Raw genomic sequence first — 20,283 nt, forward strand, 5'->3', positions numbered from 1 at the left:
CATGAACCGGATGCCGCTCCTGAAGTTTTTCACCCTGACCCGCGCAAGCGCGGAACGGGCGTGTCTGCCTGGAGCCCCACGAGGCCGCTGATCGCGGCCTTCGCTGGACCATCCACAGAGCGCCCTCCGGGGCGCTCTTTTCGTTTCCGCCATTTCATTCAATGCGCAACACCAAGGAGAACGTGCCATGCACCAGATCGCCGAGACCGAACGTCAGCCGCACACCCTGTAGCCAACCGGGGTGTGCGGCCCCCGAAGTTGGCCCAGCAGGAACCCATCTCATGAACACCAATACCCAGACTCTGTCGCGTCTTCGCAACCTCGGCATCATTGCCCACATCGACGCTGGCAAAACCACCCTTACCGAACGCCTTCTGTGGAAGACCGGCGAGATCCACCGCGTCGGCGAAGTGCATGACGGCAACGCGACCACCGACTTCTCGGCGATCGAGCGCGAGCGTGGCATCACCATCGGCGCCGCCGCCGTACACGCGCAATGGGCGCCGCGCGATCTGCCGCTGCATCAGCTGACCCTGATCGACACCCCCGGCCACATCGACTTCGCCATCGAAGTCGAGCGCTCGCTGCGCGTGCTCGACGGTGCCGTGGCCGTGTTCTCGGCCGTGGACGGCGTGCAGCCGCAGTCGGAAACCGTGTGGCGCCAGGCTCGCCGGCATGGCGTGCCGTTGATTGCGTTCGTCAACAAGATGGATCGCATCGGCGCCTCGTTCGAGCGCGTGCTGGAACAGCTGCAGGACAAGCTGCGGGCGCGACCGTGGGCGCTGGGTATGCCGCTGGGCAGCGAAGGTGACTTCCATGGCTGGGTCGACCTGGTCGATGGCCGCGTGCTGCACTGGCAGGACGGTGGCGCGGCGACGGTGACGGCCTGGAGCGACGCCGAGCGCGCGCAGTGGCAGCCGCAGCGCAATGCGCTGGTCGAGGCCGTGGCCGACCATGACGATGTGCTGGCAACGGCGTGGCTGGAAGGCCGTGACATCGACGCGGCGATGCTGCGCGCAGCGATCCGCCGCGCGACGTTGGCGGGTGCCGGCGTGCCGGTGCTGGCCGGTGCCGCGTTCAAGGACAAGGGCATCGAAACGCTGCTGGATGCAGTGGTCGATTACCTGCCGTCGCCGTTGGATCGTCCTGCCGTTACCGCTGAAAGCGAGGGCGGCGACGTCCTGCTGCCGCCGGACCCGGACGGCCCGTTGGCGGGCCTGCTGTTCAAGATCACCCACCAGCAGCACGGCGCGTTGAGTTTCGTGCGGCTGTACTCGGGCACCTTGAAGGTGGGCGACAACGTGGCCAGCTCGCAGCACCCGCAAGGGCGCCGCATCAGCCGGCTGGTGCGCGTGCAGGCCGACCAGACCCAGGACATCGGGCAGGCCGTGGCCGGCGACATCGTGGCGGTGCTGGGCTGGAAGGATGCGGTCAGCGGTGAAACGCTGAGCGGGCGAGGGCAGCCGTTGCTTCTGGAGAGCATCCAGGCGCAGGCCCCGGTGCTGGCATGGCGGTTGGAGCCGGCGCGTGCGGCTGATCTGATCCGTTTGGCGCAAGGTCTGGCCAGCCTGGCCCAGGAAGATCCCTCGTTCCGGGTGGAAACCGATCGCGACACCGGTGAAACCCTGGCTTGGGGCATGGGCGAGCTGCACCTGGAAGTGATGGTCGAGCGCCTGCGCAGCGAATGGAAGCTGGACATCGGCATTGGCGCGCCACGCGTGGCGTATCAGGAGACGCCGCAGCGTGCCGTTGAAGGTGTGGTTGGCCGATTGGTCAAGCAGACCGGTGGCCAGGGCCAGTTTGCACACGTGGTGCTGGATGTGGCGCCGCGCGACGACGGCGAGGTTGTGTTCAATGACCGCATCGTTGGTGGCGTGGTGCCGCGCAACTTCATCGCTGCGGTGGAGAAGGGCGTTCGTGCGGCGCTGTCGGAAGGCCCCCAGGGCCATCCGGTGGTCGGCATCGAAGTCAGCCTGGTGGATGGCCAGACCCACGCGAAGGATTCGTCGGAGATGGCGTTCCATCGGGCGGGCAGCGAGGGCATCAAGGCCGCGCTGGCGGCCAGCGGCACGCAATTGCTGGAGCCGGTGATGGCGGTGACGGTGCATTCGCCGTCTGCCTCGGTGGGTGACGTGGTGGGCGATCTGAATCGTCGCCATGGCCGCGTCGCCCGCATCGACGACCAGGACGGTCGCGCCGAAGTCAGCGGTTTCGCGCCGCTGGCGCAGCTGGTCGGTTACACGACCTCGCTGCGTTCGCTGAGCCAGGGACGCGCCAGCAGCGAATCGCATCTGCATGGCTACGAGCCGGTGCGTGCGTCGTAAGGAAGGAGCAGGGGAGCCCGTTCGCGGGCTCCCTTTTTTTGTGTGATATTGGTGTCCGTATCCACGCATGGCGTGGATCTACTGCAAAGCTGGCCTTCGGTAGATCCACGCCATGCGTGGATGGGTGTCATCCGTGCGCCACGCACTTGCACTGCATTGCAACAAAACTGCAGAAAAAGCTGGATTAAAGTGATGCCTCACGATAAATTGCGCACCCCCCGTTGCTTGCCGCCGCCCGCACCCTGCCCATGCGTGATGACAATGATCCCGGAACCCTGGAGCTGACCCTGCCGCGCAAACGCGGTCGGCCGCCCAAGTTCGGGTACGCAATGAGCGACGCGCAGCGGGCCGCGCGCTATCGGGCGCGGCGCGCAGGGCAGGCCAATCACGCTGATGTGCGGCATTGCAGCGACATGGTCCTGCTGGACAAGATCCGCGCGGCGGTCAGTGCACGTGACACCGAACTGGCCGGCTTCCTGGTCCACGTTCTGTGGCAGCGTTACCCGTTGCAGCTGAAATAAGTCGGCCGCGGGGTGGCCGTTGTCACCTGCCTTGTTGATAATGCGGGATTCAGGTTGTTCCCGCTGGCGCGCCCGGGATGGCAGGCGCGCATGATCGACATGGTTTCCACGATGACCACCACCAGCGACACCACCACCGAAGCTGCGCCGAGCAGCGCGCCCCTGTTCTACACCCGTCCGGTGCCGCTGCAGGCAGATCTGCACGCCGATCTGCGCATCCTGCCGGGCAAGCTCGAATTCGCTGCCAGCAGCAACTCGATCCCGCTGGTGCTGGGCGAGTTCTCGCTGGCGCTGCACCACTTCCCGATCCTGTTCGCAGGCCCGAGCGCGGTGCCGATGGCCGCCGTGGGTGTGACCACCGACAACCTGTTCATCACCGATGGCCTGTGGGACGACGAGACCTACATCCCGGCCTACCTGCGCCGCCATCCCTTCATCTTCATCGACACCGGCGCGGACAATGACTTCCTGCTCGGCATCGATGAAGACAGCCCGCGCGTTGTCCGTGGTGGCGAAGAAGGCCAGCCGCTGTTCGTCGATGGCAAGGCTACCGACATGGTGCAGCAGGCACTCGAGTTCTGCGGCCAGTTCACCCGCGAGCACGAACAGACCCAGGCGTTCTCCAAGGCGCTGGTCGACAACGGCCTGCTGGTCGAGCGCAATGCAACCGTGCGCCTGCCTGATGGCCGCGAGTTCAACCTCAATGGCTTCTTCGTGGTCGACGTGGAGAAGTTCATCGCGCTTCCGGACGCGACCGTCGTCGAATGGCACCGCAACGGCTGGCTGGCGCTGATCCACCAGCATCTGATGTCGCTGGGTCGCTTCAACGACCTGACCCGCCGCCAGGCGGGCCGCAACGCCGCCTGATTTCAGGCGGCCGGCGCGGTTCCCGCACCCCGGGAGCCGCGCCAGCGTTGCATCTCGGCCAGCACCTGGCGCGCATCGTCCCACCTGGGTGGCACGCAGTCACCCAACTCCCAGAGTTCACCGGCAAGTGCCGCCATGCCGCCCGCGCCGAGCATCTGCAGCGCTCCCTGCAGTCGATGCGCGTGATGGCGCAACCGCACGGCATCGCAATGACCGATCGCTTCATGCAGGCATTGCAGTTCATGATCGATATCTTCTTCGTAGGCGGCCACCAGTTCCTGGGCAATGCTCTCGCTGGTAGTGGCGGCCACAGGCTGATCGAGCGCCTGCAGCAGCGCATCGATCTGCAGCGGCTTGACCAGCACTGCATCGATGCCGGCCGCCTGGCAGCGCAGCGCATGGTCGCCACCGCTGAAGGCGGAAAGCGCAAGCAGCCGGGCACGAGGCGCTCCTTCTGCCTCATGCAATCGCAATTGCCGGGCCAACGCATAGCCATCCATTCCCGGCAGGCCGATATCCAGCATCACCAGCGGGCAGGGCACCTCCTTCTGCAGTGCCAATGCATCGCCGGCGTTGGCAGCCTCCTGCACCGTCGCGCCCCAGCACCGCAGCTGGGCTGCAATGACCTGTCGGTTCAGCGCGTGGTCCTCGACCAGCAGGATGCGCAAGCCGTCCAGCCGGGGCAGGGGGGGCGCTGTTGAAGCGGCCTGCGCATCATCCTGCGCCGGTTGCACGGGCAGATGCAGAATGAAGCGGCTGCCACGTCCATGCACGCTATGAACATCCAGAGTGCCGCCCATGGCTTCGGCCAGCGTGCGACAGATGGACAGGCCCAACCCGCTGCCACCGCGCTGCCTGCCCGCGTCGGCCTGCTGGAAGGGCTCGAACAGCCCAGCCATCTGCGCTGGCGTGATGCCGATGCCGCTGTCGATGACTTCCATCAGCAGTGCTGCGGGCTTTGCTGGCGCATCCAGCTGCAGGCGCAGCTCAATGCCGCCTACATCAGTGAACTTGACGGCATTGCCGAGCAGGTTGTCGAGCAGTTGCCGCAGGCAGTCCGGGTCTGTCGCCAGCAGCGGGAACGGCTTCTGCGGCACGCAGAGCTGCAGGGTCAGCGCTTTCTTCTGCGCCTGGGGTGCGATGGCCTGCAGTGCCTGCCTGCAGAGCGCGGGGACGTCGCAGGGCTCTCGCTTTGGCCGGAAAGTGCCGCTGGCCAGGCGGGAGAAATCCAGTGTGCGATTGAGCAGTCCGCGCAGCGCGTGGCCCGCATTTGCAGCGGCGGCCACCAGTTCGCGCTGGCTGGCCGGCAGTGGCGCCTGTCCCAGCAGGTCGATTGACGCCATGACGGCCTGGGCGGAATTGCGCACCTCATGGCTGATCATGCCTGTCATCTGTGCGTGCTTCCGATCACGGCCCTGCTGCTGGCGCAATCTGCGCACAGCCAGCAAGGGAAGCGTCAGCAGCAGGGCAGCGGATGGCAATAGCCAGAGAGTGGCACCATCGAAACCTCCGCGGGCCTTGTGGCCGAACGCGGTTGGCAACGCCTGCTGGGCCCAGCGCTGCAGGAGCTGGGCATGTTCTTCGATGGTGATGTCATCCAGTGCTGCCTCGATGCGCTCAAGCAGTTCCTGGTCTTCGCGCCTGGCAAGCAGGTGCAGCTGGGTCGGAAAGCTGGCGTCGAGCACTTGCAGGCGCAGGCTGTGGGAAAAGTAGCGCCGCGTCATCGCGCGCACGGTGGATTCCAGGCCGATTGCAGCGTCGGCAATGCCAGCATCCACCGCAGCCAACGCCGCCCGCATGCTCGGCTGGGGCAGCACGGGCACTGCGGGATAGTGCTCGGCCAGCCACGCCGGATAGGGGCCTCCGTCAACGGCAGCGATCCGCAGCGTGCCGGCATCGGCAACCCGCCGCGGCAAGCGCTCACCGATGCGGCCGGCGAGCACGCTCGCGCCGCCATGAAAGCTGCGCGATGGCGCCAGGCTGGGGCAGGGCAGGTGCGCGCCATCGCCAGCACCCTGCACCAGCACCAGATCAGCCCGTCCATCGCAGACGGCACTCATCGCTGCCAGGGTGCTGGGGAAGGAGACTTCAACGAAGGCCAGGCCAGAATGGCGGGCAACGAGCGCAGCATAGCCATGCGCCAGCGTCTGCAGCACTTCCGTGTTGGCAGCATCTTCGGGGGCAGGGTGCAGCGTGGGCCCTGCAGCCACCCGGACCTCGCGCCCAGCCGCCCATTCTCCGTGCTGGATGTCGCCGGCGGACGTGCAGGGAAGCAATGTGAGCAACGCCAGCAGCAGGGATTTGCGGGCGCGCTTCAACAGCGCGGTCACAGGGCCTCCAGCTGCTGCCGCATGGCGAAGATCTCCGCGTCGTTGCGCAGCCCCAGCTTGCGCAGGGCGGCAATCTTCTGCGTGCTGACGGTCTTGACGCTGCGGTGCCGGTGCAGGGCAATCTCGGAGACGGTCAGCCCGTCCAGAACCAATCGAATGACCTCGCGCTCATTCCGGCTCAGGGAATCGCAGGGCGTCAGCAACTTGCACGAGGGCGGTATCCGGCAAAGTCCTTGCGAGACGCGCACAACCGCGTCGGAGAGTTCAGCCAAAGGCTCGGATTTGCCGACAAAGCCGCTGATTCCCGCATCCAGCAGGTGGTTGATGATCGCAACCGAATTCTGCCCGGCGAAGCCAAGCAGCGTTACCCGCGGCAGCGCCTGTCGAAGATGCTGGACGAGGTCGGCGCCGCTGATATCACCCGGTGCCAGGGTGATGTCGATGATCGCCACATCCGCGCGGCACTGCTGCAGGGCCAGCACGAAGGCCTGGCTGTCACTGTGGCTGGCGACGATCTCGAAGCGGCTGTCGTTGCCGAGATGAAAGGCCGTGCCGCGGCGGACGACGTCATGGTCATCGAGCAGCGCCAGGCGAAGCCGGCGCGGTGCAGGGAATCCGTTCATGCGCAGCAGTGTTGTCAGCGCCGAGTGGCGTGGCGCCCATTCTGGCGCTGCTGTCGCGTCGAGCATCGAAAACGTTCGATTTTTGAGACTTTTCCTAGAGCGGAGTTGGTAAAAGCTGGAGCTCTGTGTCGGGAATGGCGCTGCGCGGGGCCGTCAGCGCAGCCTGTTGCGTCTTTGATCATCGCAATATTCGTGAAGCGCTCGCTGCCGTTTTCGCATGCGGCGCTCCTGAATCCGGGTGTGGCGGCGACCATTAACGTGACGCGTCACGCTCGACGGGCACGCCAACGACAGCGGATCCTCCATGAACTTAGAAAAGGGGCGGCCGCAAGGCCGCCCCAATGCCACTCAATGTGCGTGCTGCAATCAGAACCGCACCGACCACCGCGCGTTCGCGCCATGGTCGCGGCTTTCACTGCCGAACTGGCCGCTGTAGCCCAGTTCCAACTGCTGGCGCGGACTCAGCCATGCCGACACGCCCAGTTCGGCGACCACCGCGCTGTCAGCAATGGGAGCGCCACTGACTGCAAACGCGGTGCCACCGTTGACGAAGGCGAGGTTGGCCACCTGGCTGCGGTCGCCAGATGCTTGGCGGTAGCCCACCGCACCGCGCAGGTGCAGCCAGCTTTCCTGCTGGAACGAGGCCTTCAGTCCCTTGTCGAAACGCAGGCCGGCGGTGGCCACGGTGGTGCCGGTGTCGTCGACCTCGCCCCGCAGCGCCGCCGCACCTCCGTGCTCGTTGATGCGCTTCAGGTCCACTTCCACCCGCGCAACCTGCAGATACGGCTCCAACCCGCCCTCGGGCCCGCCAAAGCGATAACCGGCTTCAAGGAAGGCTTGACGCGTGCGGCCGTCATAGCGCGCGCTCAAGGTGTCGCTGAAGCCCGCGAATGCCACCTCGCGGGTGCTTTCCACTTCGTGCTTGCTCCAGGCCACGCCGCCGCGCAGGCCGAAGCCACCCCAGTTGTGGCTGGCGTAGGCGCCGAAGTGGGCGTTGTCGATCTTCGACTTGGCACGCCGACCATCCTGCTGCTTCACGTCGGTGCGGCCGGTGCCGGCCAGCAGGCCGACCTGCCATCCATCGAACTCACGGTCGATGCCGACCAGCAGGCCGTTGCTGTTGGCTTCGGTGCGTGCCGTTCCGGCATTGCCATCCAGCTTGCCGTTGCCGCCGATCGCCTGCACCCAGACCCCGGTGGCGTCGTTTCCACCGGCGCCTGGTGCGGCTACGCCGGCGCGGCGCGACAACGCCGCATCACGCACATAGCGACTGCTTTCGACCAGCGCCAGCGGCGTCGCAGCGTGCAGTTCGCCACTCAGGTCATCCAGTACGGCCGCCACCTGCTGAGGGAACAGCTGGGTCAACGGCTTGGGAAGGCCCTGGTTGATCGCGAGGGTATCGGCAGCAGCGGCCACGGCGCGCTGGTTCGGCGTACTGGCCGCGGTTGCCAGCAGGGCGCCGCGGGCCACGTCAATGCGCGTGGTATTGGCGGCGTAGGCCACACTGAACTGCAGGAAGGGTGAGAACGCGCTGAAATCGGTCTTCGCGAACTGGCCGCTCACGCCGCCATCGGCGCGCAGCACGTTGAACTGTTCTCCCAGGTAATACACACCCGGCTCGGGTAGTGCCAGCAAGGTTCCGCCCAGCGTCGCAGTGCCGGTGACGTGCAGCTGGTCACTGCGGCTGCCCGGTGCGAGCTCGGCCGCATAGGTGCCGGTAGCGCCCTGCACGTAGTTGCCGTTGATGGTCAGCGTGCCGATGGAATTGCCGGGCGCGATGATGCCATCCACACGGGTGTTGCCGAGCGTGCCGATGCCCTTCAGCAGGCCGTTGGCGCCGACCGTGGTGGTGCCGCCGGTCTGCGTGCCGTTGAAGGAGATCACGCCGCCGTTGACCACCAGGTTGCTGTCCTTCAGTACGCCGCTGGCGCTGATCGTGCTGACGCCGCCGGTGGTGTTCAGTGCAGTGGAAACCAGAGTGCCGTTGAGCAGGAGCTGGCCGCTCTGCACCTCGACTGCAGAGGTGAGGGCGTTGCTGCCGTTCAACTCCAGCGTGCCCTCGCGCAGCACCGCGCCGTTGAAACTGTTGTCGCCGCTCAGGCGCAGCCAACCGATGCCGGACTTGGTCAGCTTGCCGGGGCCTGCGATGTCGTTGGTCCAGTCGTCCCAGGCATCACCTTCCCAGACTTTCAGGCCGCCGGCCTTCTGGTTCATTGCCACGTCGGTGTCCACGCGCAGCGAGCCATAGCCCTCGATGGCCTTGCGCAGATCGACCATGCCCCAGCCATAGACATCGTCCACCCCCGGCGCGCCGAGGTCACGCGCCGTTGTCAGCAGGACGTCACGCACCTGCGCGTTGTCCAGATAGGGGAAGCGCTCGAACAACAGGCCCAATGCGCCGGTGATGTGCGGGGCGGCCATCGAGGTTCCGCTCTTCTTGACGTAGTCGTAGTCCGGCAGCAGGCTCCGCGTGTCAATTGTGACGTTGCCAGCGCTGTCCTTGGAAAGCGTGGCGTCAAGCTTGGTTTTGGCGCCATAGGTTGTGGAAAGAATTGCCGTGCCAGGTGCTGCCAAGCACCAGTTTGCCGCCAGGCCGCAGCGCATGGAGCGATTGCTCAGCTCCAAGGCTTCATTGACGTTCACGACAGCCAGCCAATACGGCTCAACATCCTTCTGTGCGCGTGGCAGCGTGGCGTACATGCCTGCGATCGGCGCCTGTTGTGGAGATGGATTGGGTGCGTCGGTGTTGCCTGCAGCCCATACTTGAATGAGGCCGGTCCTGCGCGAAGCGGTGGCCATCACGGCCAGCCTGTCGGCGAAAACCGCATGCGACAGATAGACGTCCATCTGCTGGGCCGTGCTCGGCTCGGTAGCAAGCCCCCAGCTGTGGTTGATGGCCCGGATCTGCTGTTGTTCGAGCTGTTCGTACAACTGGCTGAAGGCCGCTGTAGGGGCGCTGACGGATTTGGAGCTTCGCTCGAGCGTCATTCGTGGTGAAACACTGAGATGCGCCACACTGTTGGAAAACAGGCGGGCGACACTGAGGTCGGCACCGAAGGCTACCCCGTGCATGCCGGAGCCATCCCGATTGGCAGCGATCGTCCCGGACACATGGGTGCCATGTGTTCCATAGGTGACCCCTTCAAAATAGTTGTTTCGATTGAGCAAAGCGGCATATCGCGGCTCAAGGGTCTGATAGGTGAGCTGGACCTGATCGCCATCGGTCCTGAAGCAACTGTTGGGGCCTTCGATCACTTCTGCCGGGCACAAGCTGCCATCGGCAAGAACGCCCGCCAGGCGGATGCTCCGATGGTTCTTGCCTGCGAACTCGGGATGCCCAAGGCCGGCGCCATCGTCGAAAACACCCAGCCGGACGCCTTTGGCGGTCAGGCCGCGAGCGTAGGCGAACTCGGCGCCCATGGCAGCCAAACCCCAGTCCGCTTTGAACTCATCGGTGCGCCAGCTTTGTGGATCACCAGCATTGCCAAGAATGGCAGTGCTGGCGACCGCTGCTGGCGCAAGCGCCGCCGAGGCGGGGCCGGCAACGGATGAAACAGTAACGCTGCTGATCGTCGGCTGCGCCCATCCTTCCTGCAATTGGCGCTGCTGCTGCCAGGCATCCAGTGATTCGGTGGCCATCGCGGGCAGCGCCGTTGCCAGCAGCAGCGAACTGATTACGGCAATCGCTAAGGGGTTGGGCGAAGGGGAGGGCGGCGAACGGTCGTGCAGCAGTCGAGTCATCATGCAGCTTCCTTGATTGGGTGACGGGACGAGGTGGGCGATTTGCACCGGGCTTGCGGGCCGGGTGCTGGAGAGCGTGCGGAAGCGGGCGCTTGGACGGGGGTTGTGGGCCGCTCCAAGTGGTAACGTCGGCAAGTGCGCATCACCCCCAGTGGCTTGCTGGTGCAATGCACGCCAACCTGCTGGTGCCGCTGGCCTGTTGCGTTCGCCGGACGCGTGACCAGAATCTGGGTGCTCGGTTGCAGCCCAGGCGCGCAGATTTGATGGACGCGCCGGCGTCAGCTGAGGCTGAGCGGCTGATTGCGGCTCGGCGCGATATCTGGTGAGAAAGCGTGTGTGAGCTCGGCAGATCTATCGGGAGACGATCGCTGGGTTCAACGGCGCGGGCGTGCTCGTGGCGGGCCTGGGATTGGTGGCGCGCCAGGTAGACGAACTCAGGGGCGTCAGCCTGGGAGACCGGCTTGGGAGGTAGTTGCAGCTCAGTAGTGGGGCTGGCGGGCCCGGGCAGGAGCAAGTGGCAGCCAGGTCGGCTGGCTTAGAACATAATATACATTATGCGAAATTTTGGATCGCCCGGATCCACGCCTTCGTGGGCTCTGCGTGGTAATGCTTGGCCCGTTTTGCTGAGACGGTCTACTGGTTGTCTAATTGACGGGACAACTAAATTTGTACTTTTGCGCCAAGTAAATTTGTACTTTTTTCAGCGCGACTGCGTTTTCGCTGGCGGCGCAACTAAATCTGTACTTTTGTGCCCTGACTTCTCAATTCGACCTCACGCCTGGATAGGATCTTCTCTCGGCGCAGCAAGTCTGATTCCCAAGCAGCGAGGAGATCAATAAGCTGCCGCCACGGACTATCCGCCGGGATTGTCACTGTCGCCAAGATCGGCGTACCCAAATCCTCTGGCCGGTGCGATAGACGCTCATCGGCACCTTGAGGATCAGTGCTCGCTGACGTTTCCATCAGAGGGCCAAACTGGGCGTAAAATGCCTCAATGTGCTTCTTTAGCGTGGGGCCCGAGCCACGCCCACCGAGTTCTTGTCGAAGATTGCGTTGAGTAGTCACCTGCCCCTTCTCGAGTAGAGACGTGAGCGCCAAGAAAGCTTCCTCTTGCGTGATTGGGGTGGGCATTGTCGTCTTCCAGAAGCTGGCGTCCGAGCCTCATTGTGCGCCGATTGAGGCTCCCTTCAAGTGCCTTTGCCCATTCATCCGCACGCATCGAGACCCTGGGTCATCGGCGTACCAGGCAGCCGACATTTCCCTTCTCCAGCTTAGCGAATTGAGACATTTCCCCCACACGTTAGAACGTGGAGACCGTGGCACTCTTACACCAGTAGCTCATGCAGCAGGCAGACAATGCGCAATGATCTTCCGCCGGAAACCCCAGCGGCTGCTCAAGCAAGAGCGGAGGCTGTGGCAGAGTGGCTCGACGCCGCGGCGTTCGAATCACTCCTGGACCTGGATGCCCGACAAGGGCGCTCGCTGGAACAGTGCCTGCAGTCTGGCGTCGTCTTCGCCGTGTGGGTCCCCGAAAGTCATGCGTTTCTGTTCCCGCAATGGCAGCTCGATTCGGCTGGGAGACCATCTATCGCCCTTTCCGCAGTGCTGGCGCTTCTGCGTGGCGAATATGGCGTTTCGGGCGGCGAGCGGACCTCAGGTTGGGAGGAGCTTGAGTGGCTGATTGCTCCGCATGCGCGCCTGCATGGGAGCTCGCCATCACAGATGCTTATCTTGGCGCCGACTCTGGTACTTGAAGCTGCGCGGCAGGATTTCTCGTCCTGGAGTGCGGACGCAAGGTGGTGAGTGGAAGCCGCGCTTGAGGCATGCGAACAGCCAGGGCCTATGCGGACCGCAAGTGGCTCACGATAGAGGAGAGTATGCCGACGGAGTCACTTCCCACCCCGCGAAGCGTGGCAGAGGCAAAATTACGCTGTAGCGGCAGCCCGAGGTAGTAGAGTCCTTTGATTGTGGTGGAGACGCCTTTGCTGTGTAGCGCTCGCCCGTCCGGGCCCATGGCTTCCCGTTGCAGAAATGAGGTGTTCTGCCGGAAGCCTGTTGCGAAGATCACAGCGTCGACTGCCTGTATTTCTGCATTCGGCCACACCACCCCATCAGTGGTAAACGCAGTGAACATCTCTCGACGGGAGATGGCACCCGTACGCAGCGCGTGTCGATAACGACCATCATCCAGAACGGGGGTGCTCTGATCGCTCAGCCAACGCGAATTGCCCAGACCGGTCCACCTGAGCCAGTCATGAAAATCGAAGCCGAGGAACCGTTGTGGCATGAACTTCACTGGCTCGCGGGTTGCCAGCACGACGTTGGCAGTGGAGTGCAGTTCGTGCGCGATCTGTACCGCTGAGTTGGCCGCGCCGACGACGACGACGCGCTTTCCCTCAAAACCGGCGGGTGTGCGGTAGGCCGAACTGTGCACAATCGTCCCTTGGTACAGCTGCCTTCCAGGGATCTCCGGCAGATACGGAGTATTGAAGCCACCGGTGGCCACCACCACTGCCTGGGCGGTAATGACTGCTCCATCAGCAAGTGTGACGCGATGTTGGCTTGCTCCGGCGATGACCTCGACAACCTCGCTGTTGGCGCGCACTGGCAGGTCGAAGGTAGACGCATACTGGCGCAGGTACGCGGTGACCTCGTCGCGCTTGGGGTAGCGCTTGGCTCCTCCGGGAAACTCGAGGCCAGGCAGCGAGGAATATCCCGCCGGGGAGAACAGGGTCAGGCTGTCGTAGTACGACGGCCAGCTGCCCCCAGCGGCCGGTTGTCGTTCGAGAACCACGTGCGACACGCCTGCGTTCTTGAGCCGGTAGGACATCGCCAAGCCTGCCTGCCCTGCCCCGATCACAACGACGTCGACATTCAATTTATTCATGCGTGTATGCGCCTATATGCATATATATGGGGTGCGTTGATGGATCAAGGATTGCCTGCGGTATTACTTCAAATCACCGGGGCAGCAATAAGGGGCCAGCGCCCTGACCTGCAGCAGGATCTGCTCCAGGCGTGCAACCATCGCCGGGCCATCGACCTGGTAGTAGACCTGACGGCTCACCCGCTCCGCGCGCAGGATCCCGGCATCGTGGAGTCCCTGCAGATGACGTGAGACCACGGATCGCTCTTGTGGAAGGCCGGCGGCGATCTCCGCGATATCTGCACGTTCCACCTGAAGCACACGCTTGAGCACGGCCAAGCGCGACGGCTCAGCGAGCGCCCGAAAAATGGGGTCCGCCAGCACGCTTACTGCTTGCTCAATGGCGTTCGCCTTGGGGGTGCCTTTGCTCATGCGCGAAGCATATATGCACACGCATGCACATTCAAGGGTGCACGCGCTGCGCCTTTGCAGGCAACCAACAGCTTCCGACCAAGGAAACGGTGGCAAGCAGCGCCAATAGGCAGATCAGCCAGACAGGGCCTGCTCGCTCCAATGCAATGGCTGCCAGCGGCGGGGCCGCCGCCTGGGCCAGCAGCATGGGTCGGGCAAGTTGGCCCATGGTCTTGCCGTAGTCCGCCGATCCGATCAGCGCTAGCGGCAGGGTGCCGCGGGCTACCGTGAGTATCCCGTTGCCGGCACCGTAAATGACGAATGCAATGATCGCGACCCATGGGTCTGCGGTAAGTAGCAGCAAGAGCGCAGCCAATGTCGCTGCAATTCCCATGCGCGCAGACCAGGTCGGATGCACGCCTTGTCCGAAGTACATCTCCAGCAAACGAGCGATGACCTGGGCGGGGCCGATCACCATGCCAGCAAGCAACGCCACCGCTGGTGCCAGCCCGATGGCACCGAGCAGTGCAATCAGATGCACCGACAAGGTCGCCATGATCGCGGCTTGGCAGGTCAGCAACAGGCCAATGAGCACAAGCCAGTGTGCAGGCGGTGCTGCAGGTGAAGCGGGTGCTGCAGTGCTGATGTGGGCGGCAGCGGCCGCTGAGGGATGCGGACTTGCGCCAATGCGGGGCTGATGCTTCGGAATGGCGAGCAAATGGATGGGCAATGCGACCAGCAGGTTGAATGCGGCAGCTACCCACAACGCGCCGCGCCATCCCATGGCCTCGTCAAGGTAGGTCAGCGCCGGCCAGCCGAGCGTGCTTGCAAAGCCGGCCACCAAGGTCAGGCCGGCAATGGATCGCTTCGCGTTTGCCCCGAGCAGCTGTCCCAGTGTCGAGAACGCAGCGTCATACAGGCCCGCAGACATGGCAACGCCCAGTACCACCCAGCCAAGGTAATAGGTAGTTGGGGAGTGCGACGTGGCCAGCACTGCCAGCCCCATGGCAAACACTACGGAGCTGACCGCCAGTACGGTCCGCCCGCCCCGCCTGTCGATGGTCCGACCGGCCAGGGGAGCCAGCAGGCCGGCGGCGACCAGCCCAGCGGAGAGGCCTCCCACCAGCAGCCCGAGCGACCAGCCAGTGCTTCTGGACATGGGAAGGGCCAGAACGGCCAACAGGTAATAGCTGCTGGCCCACGCAATGATCTGGCCAACCCCTAGCGCAAGGATCAGCAGGGTCAGCTTTTGCGGCTGCTTTGACGCGCCTTGCATGCTATCGAGCTCTCCCTAGCGATTAGCAAATCAGCGGACGCGCTTGCCGTCCTGATCGATCACCACTTCGCCATCTTCCTTGGTGAAGGGCTCGTGCACCGCTGGCAGGATGTCCAGAACCACCTCGGAGGGCCGGCACAGGCGCGTGCCCATTCTGGTCTGGACGAAGGGGCGATTGATGAGGATTGGATTGGCCAGCATGGCATCCAGCAGTGCGTCCTCACTCAAGGTGGGATCGTCCAACCCCAGTTCCAGATAGGGTGTGCCCTTCTGGCGGATCGCAGCGCGAACATCCAATCCGGCGGCGGCAATCAGCTCGACAAGGCGCGCTCTGCTGGGTGGGTCGACCAGGTACTCAATCACTTCCGGCTCAATGCCGGCGTGGCGAATCAACGCCAAGGTGTTTCGCGAGGTGCCGCACTTGGGGTTGTGATAGATGACAGCGTTCATGCGTTCTCCTTTTCATTCAATGCAGTCTCGACGACGCCGGCCGCGGCGGTCAGGGCAGCCGCTTCGACAGCCCCCTTCCGTTCGCTGTAGCGATCAACCAGGTAGTCACTGCGGCCACGCACCAGCAGGGTGAACTTGACCAGTTCTTCCATCACATCCACGACGCGATCGTAGTAGGCCGACGGTTTCATGCGCCCCTCGTCATCGAACTCCTGCCAGGCCTTGGCCACCGAGGACTGGTTCGGAATCGTCACCATCCGCATCCAGCGGCCGAGTACGCGCAACGCATTGACCACGTTGAAGGACTGGGAGCCGCCACAGACCTGCATCACGGCCAGGGTGCGACCTTGGGTCGGGCGTACGCTCCCCTCTTCCAGCGGCAGCCAGTCAATCTGGTTCTTGAACACGGCCGTCAGGGTGCCGTGGCGTTCCGGGCTGACCCACACGTGCCCTTCGGACCACAAAGAGGCCTGACGCAGCTCCTGCACCTTGGGGTGGGAGGCGGGCACCGAATCGAGCATCGGCAGCTCATGCGGATCAAAAAGTCGGGTCTCCGCGCCCAGATGTTCCAGCAACCGCTGCGCCTCCAACGCCAGCTTGCGGCTGAACGACTGCGGGCGCAGGGAGCCGTACAAGATCAGGATGCGGGGCCGGTGCGGCGCGGCATTCCGCTCGCTCAGCTTTTCGGCCAGCGGAGGGTTCAAGGCGCCAGGGACGACATTGGGAAGGTGTTGCATGGGGGTTGTCCTGCCTATTTGATTCGACTATTCTAGAAGCATGGAACATAAAAACGCAACCCACGCCCTGGCCGCCCTGGGTCACGCCACCCGGCTGTCCATCTTCCGCCTGCTGGTCCAAGCCGGAAGTGGCGGCAAGCTGGCCGGCGACATCGCCCAGTCCCTCTCCCTTCCCGGTGCCACCCTCTCCTTCCATCTGAAGGAGTTGCTGGCCGCCGGCCTGATCACTGCCGAGCAGCGCGGTCGCACCATCTGCTACCGGGCCGAGTTCGAGGCGATGAGCGCGCTGGTGGCCTACCTGACCGAAAACTGCTGCGCCGACGAACAAGCCTGCGAACGCCCTGCTGGCTGCTGACCTCCCCCCTTCTTAGAGATCGCTCAAATGACCCGTCGTGTTCTGTTCCTGTGTACTGGCAACTCCGCCCGCAGCGTGCTTGCCGAATCGACCCTTAAAAAGTGGGGCGAAGGCCGCTATCTCTCCTTCAGTGCGGGCAGCCAGCCGGCCGGTCGCGTCAATCCCTTTGCCATTGCCCAGCTGGAGCGCGAAGGCTTCCCGGTCGAGGGCATGCGCAGCAAGTCCTGGGACGAATTTGCCGGAGCCGATGCCGCTGCCATGGACCTGATCGTCACCGTGTGTGACAGCGCGGCGGCCGAGGCATGCCCGGTGGTGTTTGGTGACTTCGTCCGCGTGCATTGGGGCCTGTTCGATCCGGCCGGCGTGGAAGGTTCGGATGCGCAGAAGGCAAAAGCCTTTGACCGTGCCCATCAGACCATCAAGCGACGCCTGCAGGCCTTCCTGGAGATTCCTGACAGCGCCTGGGACGACCGCGTGGCGCTGAAGGCCCGCCTCGACCCGATCGCTCAGATCGACTAACCGCTTTTCCGAGACCTGCCATGACTACTGATTCCCCCCGCCTGTCCTTCCTGGACCGGTACCTTACGCTCTGGATTTTCTTGGCGATGGCCCTGGGCGTCGGCCTGGGCGCGATGTTCGAAGGCGTGCCCAGCACGCTCCACAGCCTGTCGATTGGATCGACCAACATCCCGATCGCCATTGGCCTGATCCTGATGATGTATCCGCCGCTGGCCAAGGTGAAGTACGAAGAGCTGCCCAAGGTGTTCGCCGACAAGCGCGTGCTGATGCTCTCGCTGGTGCAGAACTGGATCATCGGGCCGTTCCTGATGTTCGGCCTGGCGGTGCTGTTCCTGCGCGACTACCCCGAATACATGACCGGCCTGATCCTGATTGGCCTGGCACGCTGCATCGCCATGGTGCTGGTCTGGAACCAGATCGCCCGCGGTGATGGGCAGTATGTGGCCGGCTTGGTGGCGTTCAACTCGATCTTCCAGATCGCGCTGTTCAGTGTGTATGCCTGGTTCTTCCTGTCGTGGCTGCCGCCGGTGTTCGGGCTGCAGGGCAGCGTAATCGACGTCAGCTTCTGGACCATTGCCGAGGCGGTGTTGATCTATCTGGGCATTCCCTTCCTCGCCGGGTTCCTCACCAGCCGCTGGCTCAAGGCGCGCAAGGGCGTGCGTTGGTATGAAGAGAAGTTCCTGCCGGCGATCAGTCCGATCACGCTGGGGGCGCTGCTGTTCACGATCGTTGCCATGTTCAGCCTGAAGGGGGGCGATGTGCTGCGCATCCCGATGGATGCAGTGCGCATCGCGATCCCGCTGACGCTCTATTTCATCATTCAGTTCGTGCTGAGCTTCTTCATGGGCAAGTTCATTGCCAAGGACTACCCGCGCACGACCGCAATCGCCTTCACTGCGGCAGGCAACAACTTCGAGCTGGCCATTGCCGTCGCCATCGCCGCCTTTGGTCTGGCCTCGCCGGTCGCCTTCGCGGCGGTCATCGGTCCGTTGGTGGAGGTGCCGGTGCTGATCCTGTTGGTCCATGTCGCCCTGCGGCTGGGCAAGCGCTACTTTCCTGCCGACGCGCGGAGTCATTGAGTCATGAGCACGACCCGACACATCCCGTTGTTGATCCTCGGTTCCGGCCCGGCCGGCTGGACCGCAGCGGTCTACGCCGCCCGCGCCAACCTGAACCCGGTGGTGATCACCGGCCTGCAGCAGGGCGGCCAGCTGATGACCACCACCGAGGTGGACAACTGGCCAGGCGATGCCCACGGCCTGATGGGCCCGGACCTGATGGCGCGCATGCAGGCCCACGCCGAGCGCTTCGAGACCGAGGTCATCTTCGACCACATTCATACGGCCGACCTGTCCCAGCGTCCGTTCAAGCTGATCGGCGACAGCCACGAGTACACCTGTGACGCCCTGATCATCTCCACCGGCGCCACCGCCAAGTACCTGGGCATTCCGACCGAAGAGACCTTCAAGGGCCGCGGCGTCTCCGCCTGCGCCACCTGCGACGGCTTCTTCTACCGTGACCAGGACGTGGTCGTGGTGGGCGGCGGCAACACCGCCGTGGAAGAGGCCCTGTACCTGTCCAACATCGCCCGCAAGGTCTACCTGGTCCACCGCCGCGACACCCTGAAGGCGGAAAAGATCATGCAGGACAAGCTGTTCGCCAAGGTGGCCGCCGGCAAGATCGAGACCGTCTGGCACCACCAGGTGGAAGAAGTGCTGGGCAACGACGCTGGCGTGACCGGCGTGCGCGTGAAGTCGACCTTGGACAGCAGCACCCGCGACATCGACGCCCACGGCTTCTTCGTGGCCATCGGCCACCACCCCAACACCAGCCTGTTCGAGGGCCAGTTGACCATGAACAATGGTTACCTGGACATCCGCTCGGGCCTGGGCGGCAACGCCACCCAGACCTCGGTGGAAGGTGTGTTCGCCGCCGGCGACGTGGCCGACCAGCACTACCGCCAGGCCATCACCTCGGCCGGCTTCGGCTGCATGGCCGCACTGGATGCGGAGCGCTACCTGGATGCACTCAAGATCTCCGATCAACAGCAGCGTAAGAGCGCCGCCTGAGTGCGGCGGCGCGAGGGAGCACCGATGGACAGCGTCGATGTGGTGGTAATTGGAGGTGGCCAGTCGGGTCTTTCAGCCGGCTATTTCCTGCGACGCAGCGGGCTGTCCTATGTGATTCTCGATGCGCAAGCGTCGCCCGGCGGCGCATGGCAGCATGCCTGGCAATCGCTGCATTTGTTTTCCCCGGCGGGCTGGAGCTCCATTCCCGGATGGCCCATGCCCGCCAGCCAAGGCCCCTACCCTGCGCGTGCGGAGGTGCTGGCCTACCTGGCGCAGTACGAACAGAAGTATGCGCTGCCGATCATTCGCCCCATCCGCGTGCAACGAATCACCCGCGTCGGCGAACGGCTGCGGGTGGAGGCTAGCGACGGTCGGCAATGGTTGGCGCGGGCGGTGATCAGCGCCACCGGAACATGGGGAGAACCCTACACCCCTGACTACGAGGGGCTGGACTCCTTTGCCGGGATCCAGCTGCATTCTGCCCACTACAGTACCGCTGCGCCGTTTGCCGGAATGCGGGTGGCCATCATCGGTGGTGGCAATTCCGGTGCGCAGATTCTGGCCGAAGTATCGATGGTGGCGGCAACCACCTGGATTACCCAGCACGAACCGGCGTTCCTGGCCGATGACGTCGATGGCCGCGTGCTGTTCGAACGCGCCACTGAGCGATGGAGGGCGCAACAGGAAGGCCGGGAGCCCCAGTTGCCGCCAGGCGGTTTCGGCGACATCGTGATGGTGCCGCCGGTGCTCGACGCGCGGGCGCGAGGGGTGCTCGCCGCCGTGCCACCGCCGGCCCGCTTCTCCCCCACCGGCATGCAATGGCCGATGGCACCGAACGGGCGTTCGATGCGGTGATCTGGTGCACCGGCTTCCGCCCGGCGCTATCGCACCTGAAGGGCTTGGACTTGGTAAATGCGAAGGGCCAGGTGGAGGTCGACGGCAGCGGCCTGCGCGCGGTGGCGGTGCCCTCGGTCTGGTTGTTGGGATACGGGGATTGGAACGGCATGGCCTCTGCCACGCTGGTTGGGGTCACGCGGTACGCCCGCGAGGCCGTCAGGCAGGTCATTGCCTACTGCGCAGACCAGAAGAGGTAGCTGGCACCGCTGTCGACCGCCGTGCCAGCTGCTCCCCTCAACGTCCCGCTCCGGCGGAATTTTTTGGGTATCCGGAATCTGGTGTGGGTTCTGGCTCCTT

General features: G+C 64.3%; 18 protein-coding genes. 10 read left to right on the top strand and 8 right to left on the bottom strand.

The window, feature by feature from the left end; all coding sequences use genetic code 11:
- Positions 1 to 281: 281 nt before the first annotated feature.
- The 3 genes from fusA to QP457_RS10765 all read left to right on the top strand — a co-directional run bounded on the left by fusA (position 282) and on the right by QP457_RS10765 (position 3,712).
- A complete protein-coding gene (gene fusA / locus QP457_RS10755; protein WP_205404065.1) occupies positions 282 to 2,324 on the top strand; it encodes an elongation factor G in 2,043 nt (680 codons plus the stop codon).
- 248 nt (positions 2,325 to 2,572) lie between these two features.
- Entirely contained in the window at positions 2,573 to 2,845 is a 273-nt protein-coding gene (locus QP457_RS10760) for a hypothetical protein (protein WP_025877210.1), read from the top strand.
- 111 nt (positions 2,846 to 2,956) lie between these two features.
- The gene (locus QP457_RS10765) at positions 2,957 to 3,712 is read left to right on the top strand and encodes a SapC family protein (RefSeq protein ID WP_100554115.1); all 756 of its coding nucleotides are present in this window, start codon (positions 2,957 to 2,959) and stop codon (positions 3,710 to 3,712) included.
- A gap of 2 nt (positions 3,713 to 3,714) precedes the next feature.
- On the opposite strand, the gene QP457_RS10770 is transcribed toward QP457_RS10765, so the two are convergent.
- The 3 genes from QP457_RS10770 to QP457_RS10780 form a co-directional block, all read right to left on the bottom strand.
- Positions 3,715 to 6,042, bottom strand: coding sequence for an ATP-binding protein (locus QP457_RS10770; RefSeq protein WP_286041591.1), 2,328 nt, complete (start codon positions 6,040 to 6,042; stop codon positions 3,715 to 3,717).
- Positions 6,039 to 6,731 (bottom strand): response regulator transcription factor, encoded by a 693-nt coding sequence (locus tag QP457_RS10775; RefSeq protein WP_306669843.1) that lies wholly within the window; start codon positions 6,729 to 6,731, stop codon positions 6,039 to 6,041. Before QP457_RS10775 ends, QP457_RS10770 begins: the two co-directional genes overlap by 4 nt.
- A gap of 300 nt (positions 6,732 to 7,031) precedes the next feature.
- Positions 7,032 to 10,406, bottom strand: coding sequence for an autotransporter serine protease (locus QP457_RS10780; RefSeq protein ID WP_205404066.1), 3,375 nt, complete (start codon positions 10,404 to 10,406; stop codon positions 7,032 to 7,034).
- A 1,356-nt stretch (positions 10,407 to 11,762) separates the two neighbouring features.
- On the opposite strand from QP457_RS10780, the gene QP457_RS10785 reads away from it, so the two are divergent.
- Positions 11,763 to 12,209 carry a hypothetical protein gene (locus tag QP457_RS10785; protein ID WP_205404068.1) on the top strand — a complete coding sequence of 149 codons (447 nt, stop codon included), beginning with the start codon at positions 11,763 to 11,765 and terminating at the stop codon, positions 12,207 to 12,209.
- Between the two features lie 37 nt (positions 12,210 to 12,246).
- Here the strand turns inward: QP457_RS10785 and QP457_RS10790 are convergent, their stop codons facing one another.
- The 5 genes from QP457_RS10790 to arsH all read right to left on the bottom strand — a co-directional run bounded on the left by QP457_RS10790 (position 12,247) and on the right by arsH (position 16,146).
- Positions 12,247 to 13,293 carry an NAD(P)/FAD-dependent oxidoreductase gene (locus tag QP457_RS10790; protein ID WP_205404069.1) on the bottom strand — a complete coding sequence of 349 codons (1,047 nt, stop codon included), beginning with the start codon at positions 13,291 to 13,293 and terminating at the stop codon, positions 12,247 to 12,249.
- A 63-nt stretch (positions 13,294 to 13,356) separates the two neighbouring features.
- Positions 13,357 to 13,704 (bottom strand): metalloregulator ArsR/SmtB family transcription factor, encoded by a 348-nt coding sequence (locus QP457_RS10795; RefSeq protein WP_019186249.1) that lies wholly within the window; start codon positions 13,702 to 13,704, stop codon positions 13,357 to 13,359.
- Positions 13,705 to 13,735: 31 nt separating this feature from the next.
- Positions 13,736 to 14,959: an MFS transporter gene (locus QP457_RS10800; protein WP_205404070.1), complete on the bottom strand. Its 1,224-nt coding sequence runs from the start codon at positions 14,957 to 14,959 to the stop codon at positions 13,736 to 13,738.
- Between the two features lie 30 nt (positions 14,960 to 14,989).
- The gene (gene arsC, locus QP457_RS10805) at positions 14,990 to 15,409 is read right to left on the bottom strand and encodes an arsenate reductase (glutaredoxin) (protein ID WP_074038341.1); all 420 of its coding nucleotides are present in this window, start codon (positions 15,407 to 15,409) and stop codon (positions 14,990 to 14,992) included.
- Complete coding sequence (gene arsH / locus QP457_RS10810; protein WP_205404071.1) at positions 15,406 to 16,146, bottom strand: arsenical resistance protein ArsH; 741 nt, start codon at positions 16,144 to 16,146, stop codon at positions 15,406 to 15,408. Before arsH ends, arsC begins: the two co-directional genes overlap by 4 nt.
- A 40-nt stretch (positions 16,147 to 16,186) precedes the next feature.
- On the opposite strand from arsH, the gene QP457_RS10815 reads away from it, so the two are divergent.
- The 6 genes from QP457_RS10815 to QP457_RS10840 are packed head-to-tail and all read left to right on the top strand — an operon-like array spanning position 16,187 to position 20,183.
- On the top strand, positions 16,187 to 16,501 hold the full coding sequence (locus QP457_RS10815) for a metalloregulator ArsR/SmtB family transcription factor (RefSeq protein ID WP_046272489.1): 315 nt from the start codon (positions 16,187 to 16,189) through the stop codon (positions 16,499 to 16,501).
- Between the two features lie 27 nt (positions 16,502 to 16,528).
- Complete coding sequence (locus QP457_RS10820) at positions 16,529 to 17,020, top strand: arsenate reductase ArsC (RefSeq protein WP_205404072.1); 492 nt, start codon at positions 16,529 to 16,531, stop codon at positions 17,018 to 17,020.
- A gap of 20 nt (positions 17,021 to 17,040) precedes the next feature.
- Positions 17,041 to 18,099 (top strand): ACR3 family arsenite efflux transporter, encoded by a 1,059-nt coding sequence (gene arsB / locus QP457_RS10825; RefSeq protein ID WP_205404073.1) that lies wholly within the window; start codon positions 17,041 to 17,043, stop codon positions 18,097 to 18,099.
- A gap of 3 nt (positions 18,100 to 18,102) precedes the next feature.
- The gene (trxB, locus tag QP457_RS10830; RefSeq protein ID WP_205404074.1) at positions 18,103 to 19,089 is read left to right on the top strand and encodes a thioredoxin-disulfide reductase; all 987 of its coding nucleotides are present in this window, start codon (positions 18,103 to 18,105) and stop codon (positions 19,087 to 19,089) included.
- 24 nt (positions 19,090 to 19,113) lie between these two features.
- Positions 19,114 to 19,944, top strand: a complete 831-nt coding sequence (locus QP457_RS10835; RefSeq protein ID WP_240196378.1) for an ArsO family NAD(P)H-dependent flavin-containing monooxygenase — start codon at positions 19,114 to 19,116, stop codon at positions 19,942 to 19,944.
- The gene (locus tag QP457_RS10840) at positions 19,908 to 20,183 is read left to right on the top strand and encodes an NAD(P)/FAD-dependent oxidoreductase (protein WP_240196379.1); all 276 of its coding nucleotides are present in this window, start codon (positions 19,908 to 19,910) and stop codon (positions 20,181 to 20,183) included. The genes QP457_RS10835 and QP457_RS10840 overlap by 37 nt, the downstream gene beginning before the upstream one ends.
- The last annotated feature ends 100 nt before the right edge of the window (positions 20,184 to 20,283 follow it).

The sequence above is a fragment of the Stenotrophomonas sp. As-7 genome (assembly GCF_030291015.1).
GTDB lineage: Bacteria > Pseudomonadota > Gammaproteobacteria > Xanthomonadales > Xanthomonadaceae > Stenotrophomonas > Stenotrophomonas lactitubi.